The 5,686-nt window shown below is 67.9% G+C and carries 5 protein-coding genes and 1 pseudogene; all 6 read left to right on the top strand.

Annotated features, from left to right (window positions below):
- Positions 1 to 754: pseudogene (locus B4L36_RS04985) on the top strand (protein TolA); the annotation flags it as partial.
- A 28-nt stretch (positions 755 to 782) separates the two neighbouring features.
- A complete protein-coding gene (gene tolB / locus B4L36_RS04990) occupies positions 783 to 2,126 on the top strand; it encodes a Tol-Pal system beta propeller repeat protein TolB (protein ID WP_414692137.1) in 1,344 nt (447 codons plus the stop codon).
- A 33-nt stretch (positions 2,127 to 2,159) separates the two neighbouring features.
- A complete protein-coding gene (gene pal / locus B4L36_RS04995; RefSeq protein ID WP_292953279.1) occupies positions 2,160 to 2,696 on the top strand; it encodes a peptidoglycan-associated lipoprotein Pal in 537 nt (178 codons plus the stop codon).
- On the top strand, positions 2,696 to 3,622 hold the full coding sequence (locus B4L36_RS05000; RefSeq protein ID WP_292953282.1) for a tol-pal system protein: 927 nt from the start codon (positions 2,696 to 2,698) through the stop codon (positions 3,620 to 3,622). The genes pal and B4L36_RS05000 overlap by 1 nt, the downstream gene beginning before the upstream one ends.
- Before the next feature lie 10 nt (positions 3,623 to 3,632).
- Positions 3,633 to 4,871 carry a tRNA lysidine(34) synthetase TilS gene (gene tilS, locus B4L36_RS05005; RefSeq protein WP_292953285.1) on the top strand — a complete coding sequence of 413 codons (1,239 nt, stop codon included), beginning with the start codon at positions 3,633 to 3,635 and terminating at the stop codon, positions 4,869 to 4,871.
- A gap of 57 nt (positions 4,872 to 4,928) precedes the next feature.
- The coding region (locus B4L36_RS05010; RefSeq protein WP_292953288.1) for an ATP-dependent metallopeptidase FtsH/Yme1/Tma family protein at positions 4,929 to 5,686 on the top strand (758 nt) is incomplete at its 3' end.

The following is a 5,686-nucleotide window of genomic DNA, read 5'->3' on the forward strand; positions in this document are numbered from 1 at the left end:
GGCCGAGCAAGAGCGGCAGGCAGAGGCCCGGGCCGCGCGCGAACAGGCGCAGCGCGAGGCGGAAGAACGCCGCGCCGCAGCGGCAGCCGAGGCCGCCGAACAGGCCCGGGCCGACAGAAAGGCGCTGGAGGATGCAGTGCGCGAAGCGGGCCAGACCGGGGCCGGCGGGGCCGAGACGGCCTCGACCGGGGATACGGCGGGTGGCGACCGCCAGCGGATCGATGGAGGCAGCGGCGCCTCGGCCGATCAGGATCCGCTTGCCGCGGCCCTGGCCGGGGCACTGTCGCAGGGCACCGAGGGCGGCGGGCAGGACGCGACCAGCGCCGATCCCCTGCAGCTTGCGCCGACACCGATCAGGCCCACGCCGCTGCCCGATCCCGCCCGGGAACCGGGTGCTGATGCGGGCGGGCCCGGCAACCCGCCGATGGGTGAGCCCCTGTCGCTGTCCGAGAAGGACGGACTGAAATTTGCGATCCAGGATTGCTGGAACGTGGGTGCGCTGTCGGTCGAGGCATCGCGGATGACGATCTCGGTCGGCTTCTCGATGACGCCCGATGGCCGTCCCGAACCCGCCAGTCTGCGCATGGCGGATTACCGGGGCGGTTCGGAAACCGCCGCCCGGCAGGCCTTTGACGTGGCCCGGCGGGCCATCCTGATGTGTGGACGCGCAGGCTTTGCCCTGCCGTCCGGAAAATATGGCCGTTGGCGCGATGTCGTCGTGGACTTCCGCCCCGACGGTGTCGGATTTGAATGATGCGCGTCGCGGCTTTCCGTCGCGCGCCATGAACGGTAGAAAGGACGCCATGTTCCGCCGCCTGACCCTGACCCTGACCGCCTCGCTGGCGCTTGCCGCGCTGACCCCCGCCCTGGTCGCAGCGCAGGATGCCGGCCCCCTGCGTATCGAGATCACCGATGGCGTGGTCGAGCCGATGTCGATCGCCATCCCGGCCTTCTTCGGCGATGACGAGGTGGCGCGGAAGGTGCGCGAGGTCGTGGCCGACGATCTGACCGGCACCGGCCTGTTCCGCGAAATCCCCGCCGATGCGCAGACCGCAAAGCGCGGCAGCTTCACCGAGCCCGTGTCCTACGAAGACTGGCGGGCTGTAAACGCGCAGGCACTGGTCAGCGCCGAAGTCACCCGCCAGGGCGAGGATATCAGCGTCAAGTTCCGCCTGTTCGATGTCTTTGCGGGCCAGCCCCAGGGCGATGGAATGCAGTTCGACGCCCGCGCGGGCGATTGGCGACGTGCCGCCCACAAGATCGCCGATCAGGTCTATTCACGGCTGACCGGTGAAAGCCCGTATTTCGACAGCCGCGTGGCCTTCGTCCAGGAAACCGGGCCGAAGGACGCAAGGATCAAGCGGATCGGGGTGATGGATTACGACGGGGCGAACCCGCTGTGGATGACCGATTCGTCCTCGCTGGTTCTGGCGCCGCAATTTTCCGCCGACGGTCGTCAGATTGTCTATACCAGCTTCGAATCGGGATTTCCGCAGCTTCGCATCCTCGATGTCGCCTCGGTCCAGTCGCGTCCGGCGACGCAGGGAGGCGACAGCATGGCATTCGCACCGACCTTCAGCCCCGATGGCCGCTGGATCGCCTATTCGCTGGAAAGGAACGGCAATACCGATATCTGGCTGATGGACGCGGCGACCGGCGCCCAGAGACCGCTGACCGAAGCGCCTTCGATCGAAACCTCGCCCAGTTTCAGCCCCGATGGCAAGCGGATCGTCTTCGAATCCGATCGCTCGGGGACGCCCCAACTCTATATCGTGGGAATCGATGGCGGCGAGCCGACGCGGATCAGCTTTGGCGAAGGTCGCTATGGATCGCCCGCCTGGTCGCCCAAGGGCGACATGATCGCCTTCACCCACCAGGAGGGTGAAAAGTTTTTCATCGGGATCATGCGCACCGATGGATCGGAAGAGAAGAAATTGACCGAATCGTTTCTTGACGAGGGGCCGACCTGGGCCCCCAATGGCCGCGTCGTGATGTTCACGCGGGTGACGCCGGGCGGAAACGGCCAGCCCCGGCTGCATTCCGTGGATATCACGGGCCGCAACATGCGACCGCTGAACCTTGACTTTGCCGCCTCGGACCCGTCTTGGGGTCCGTTGATGCCATGATCCATGCCCGACGCCGCCCGGAGGATGCCCGCGATGAATATCTGGATGAAAGCCGCCTCTGCCGCCTGCCTTCTGCTTCTTGGTGCCTGCACCCAGCCGGCGCCGACACCGCAGCAGCAGGTCTATGATCCCTATGCCAATAACGGGGCGGGCGCGCAGTATCAGGGCCAGCTTTCGGGTGGAACGCTGGGCGCCGAGGCGACGGCGGATTATTTCCGCACCAGCGTCGGCGACACGGTTCTGTTTCCGGCCGAACAGACGACCTTGACCTCGGACGCGCGCGCCACGCTGTCGCGACAGGCGCAGTGGCTGAACCGGAACACCAACTTTTCGGCCGTGGTTCAGGGTCATGCCGAAGAAACCGGCACCCGTGAATACAACCTCGCGCTCGGCGCCCGCCGGGCCAGCGCAGTTCAGGAATACCTGATCGCGCAAGGCGTCGAGGCCGGCCGCATCCGCACCGTCAGCTTCGGCAAGGAACGTCCGCTCGCGGTCTGTTCGGACGAGGCCTGCTATGCCAAGAACCGGCGCGCCGTGACCGTGGTCAGCGACAGCGGGGCCGGTTCGTGATGCGCCGCACCCTTGCCGCAGCCGGCCTGGCGGTGCTGTTGGCGCTGCCGCTTGCCGCCCGGGCGGATCAGGACCCGACCCTGGCCGATCTGCGCGCCGAACTGTCCCAGGTGCGCGCCGAGCTGCAGTCGCTTCGCGCCCAGCTTGTCGCGTCGGGCGCGGCTGGGTTTCGGGCCGCAGGGGGCGATTCGGCCATCGACCGCATGAACGCGATGGAAACGCGCCTGGCGCGGCTGACCGACAGGACCGAACAGGTGCAGAACCGGATCAACGGGGTGCTGGCCGAATCGAAGCGGCGCATGGACGATCTGGAATTCCGCCTTTGCGAGATGGACGAGACCTGCGATCTGTCCGCGCTGATGACGCCCGACGCGCAGGGCGAGGGCGGCACCGGCACGCCCTCGGCGCTGGCACCGGCCGCGCCCGCCGATCGCGGCGCAGGCGCGGCGGGCAAGCCCGCCACGGCGGCCGAGCAGGCCGATTTCGATGCCGCCCGGCAGGTCATGAACAGCGGCGATTTCGCCCGCGCGGCCCAGATGTTCGGCGCAGTGGCCGAAAAACATGCCGGCGGGCCGTTGACCGCCGAGGCGCTGTTCCTTCGTGGCGCGGCGCTGGACAGCGCGGGCGATGAGCATGGCGCGGCCGCCGCCTGGCTGGAAGGCTTCGCCGCCGATCCCGAAAGCCCGCGGGCGGCCGAAAGCCTGCTGGGCATCGCGCGTGTCGTGGCCAACGACGATCCGACCGCCGCCTGTCTTTATCTGGCCGAGATTCCGGCCCGCTTTCCAGGCACCCCGCCCGCGGTCGAGGCAGAAACCCGCATGTCCAGGCTGGCCTGCGGCGCCAACGATCTGGGCGGCGGCGATCCGGGCCTGAGCGTCGAGATCGATCCCGAGGCAATGGCCGACATGATCGAGCAGCAACAATGAGTCCCGCGCCGTGACATCGGCCGCGGCCGATCCAGCCGCCCGCATCCGCGCCACGCTGGACCGACTGGCGGGCGACATGCCCGCCATCGGGCTGGCGGTGTCGGGCGGCGGCGATTCGGTCGCGCTGATGCATGTCGCGGCCGAATGGGCGCGCGGCCGCACGATCATGGTCGCCACCGTCGATCACGGGCTGCGCGCCGAAAGCGCCGAAGAGGCCCGGCAGGTCGCCCGTGGCGCCCGTCTTCTGGGCTTGAAACACGCCACGCTTCTTTGGCGGCGCGAGACCGAGGCGGGCAACCTGATGGCCCGCGCCCGCGACGCGCGATTGCGGCTGCTGGCCGGCTGGGCGGGCCGAAACGATCTTTCGGCGGTGGCGCTTGGCCATACCGCCGACGATCAGGCCGAGACATTGATGATGAGGCTGGCCCGCGGATCGGGGATCGACGGACTGGCGGCGATGACCGAATGGCGCGACGCTTTCGGAATGCGCTGGCTGCGCCCGATGCTGGGCTGCGGACGGGCCGAACTGCGCGACTGGCTGCGTGGACGCGGCATTGCATGGGCCGACGATCCCGGCAACGAGAACGAGGATTTCGAACGCATCCGCATCCGCAAGGCGATAGAGGCGACGGGGCTGGACGTCCCTGCCCTCGCCCGCGCCGCCGCCCATATCGGCGAGGCCCGCGATGCCTTGTCCCATTACGCGGCTCTGGCCGCACGGGACGCCGATATCGCGAATGGCCGCATCATCCTGTCGCGCCGCGTTCTGGGGGATGCGCCGTCCGAGATCCGGCGCCGCCTTCTGGTCGCCTCCTGCCGCTGGGTGACGGGGGCCGATTATCCGCCACGCCGCGCCACCGCCATGCATGCGCTGGCGGCGGTCGCGAATGGCAGCCGGGTCACGCTGGATGGCGCGCTGCTGGACCCCTCGGGCGACGATCTGCGGATCGGCCGCGAACCCGCCGCCGCCCGGCGCGCCAGGCCCCTGACCGAAGACGGCATCTGGGACCGCCGCTGGCACGTCGAGGGGCTGCGCCCCGGCCAGCGCGTCGAGGCGCTTGGCATGGATGCACTGGCGGCGGTAAAATGGCGCATGTCGGGCCTGTCTCGGGATGGTGCCGCCGCCAGCCCGGCGGTCCGTCAGGGCGATGCGCTGATCGCCGCGCCGCTGCTGCGCGCGGCGCCGCCCCTCCGTCTCCGCCCGGTCCGGGGCGCGGCGGATTTCCGCACCCTGGTCATGGCGCATTGAACCTCGGCCGATAATCCCTATTTTCAGTGAAAATCGATTTCCGTCGGAGGACCCCTCTTGGGCAACGCACGCAATCTGGCCTTCTGGGTCGTCCTGTTCCTGATGATCCTTGCGCTGTTCAATCTGTTCAGCGACGGGGCGTCGACGATGAACAGCCGCCAGATCAGCTATTCCGATTTCATCGAGCGGGTGGACAAGGATCAGGTCAGCGCCGTCACCATCGATGGCGAGGACGTGGTGATCACCGGCACCGACGGCCAGCAATATTCGACCGTGCGTCCGCAGGGCGAGGAAATCGCCGACAAGCTGATCGCCAAGAACGTCAATGTGAAGGTCGTCAAGCAGCAGCAATCGGGCATCATGTCGATGCTGGGCGTCTGGCTGCCCTTCATCCTGCTGATCGGGGTCTGGATCTTCTTCATGAACCGGATGCAGGGGGGTGGCAAAGGCGGCGCGATGGGTTTCGGCAAATCGCGCGCCAAGCTTCTGACCGAAAAACATGGCCGCGTGACCTTTGACGACGTGGCAGGCATCGACGAGGCCAAGGAGGAACTGGAAGAGATTGTCGAATTCCTGCGCAACCCGCAGAAATTCAGCCGCCTTGGCGGCAAAATCCCGAAAGGCGCGCTGCTTGTCGGCCCTCCGGGCACCGGCAAGACGCTTCTGGCGCGCGCCATCGCGGGCGAGGCCGGCGTGCCGTTCTTCACAATCTCTGGTTCGGATTTTGTCGAGATGTTCGTGGGCGTCGGCGCCTCCCGCGTGCGAGACATGTTCGAACAGGCCAAGAAAAGCGCGCCCTGCATCGTCTTCATCGA

Origin of the sequence: Paracoccus sp. UBA889 (genome assembly GCA_002294185.1) — a bacterium.
Lineage (GTDB): Bacteria > Pseudomonadota > Alphaproteobacteria > Rhodobacterales > Rhodobacteraceae > Paracoccus.

What these genes read in the sequence shown, in the direction of transcription:
- tolB (WP_414692137.1), top strand. Translation starts at nt 783, where the DNA reads ATGAACGGTAGAAAGGACGCCATGTTCCGCCGCCTGACCCTGACCCTG.
- pal (WP_292953279.1), top strand. Translation starts at nt 2,160, where the DNA reads ATGAATATCTGGATGAAAGCCGCCTCTGCCGCCTGCCTTCTGCTTCTT.
- B4L36_RS05000 (WP_292953282.1), top strand. Translation starts at nt 2,696, where the DNA reads ATGCGCCGCACCCTTGCCGCAGCCGGCCTGGCGGTGCTGTTGGCGCTG.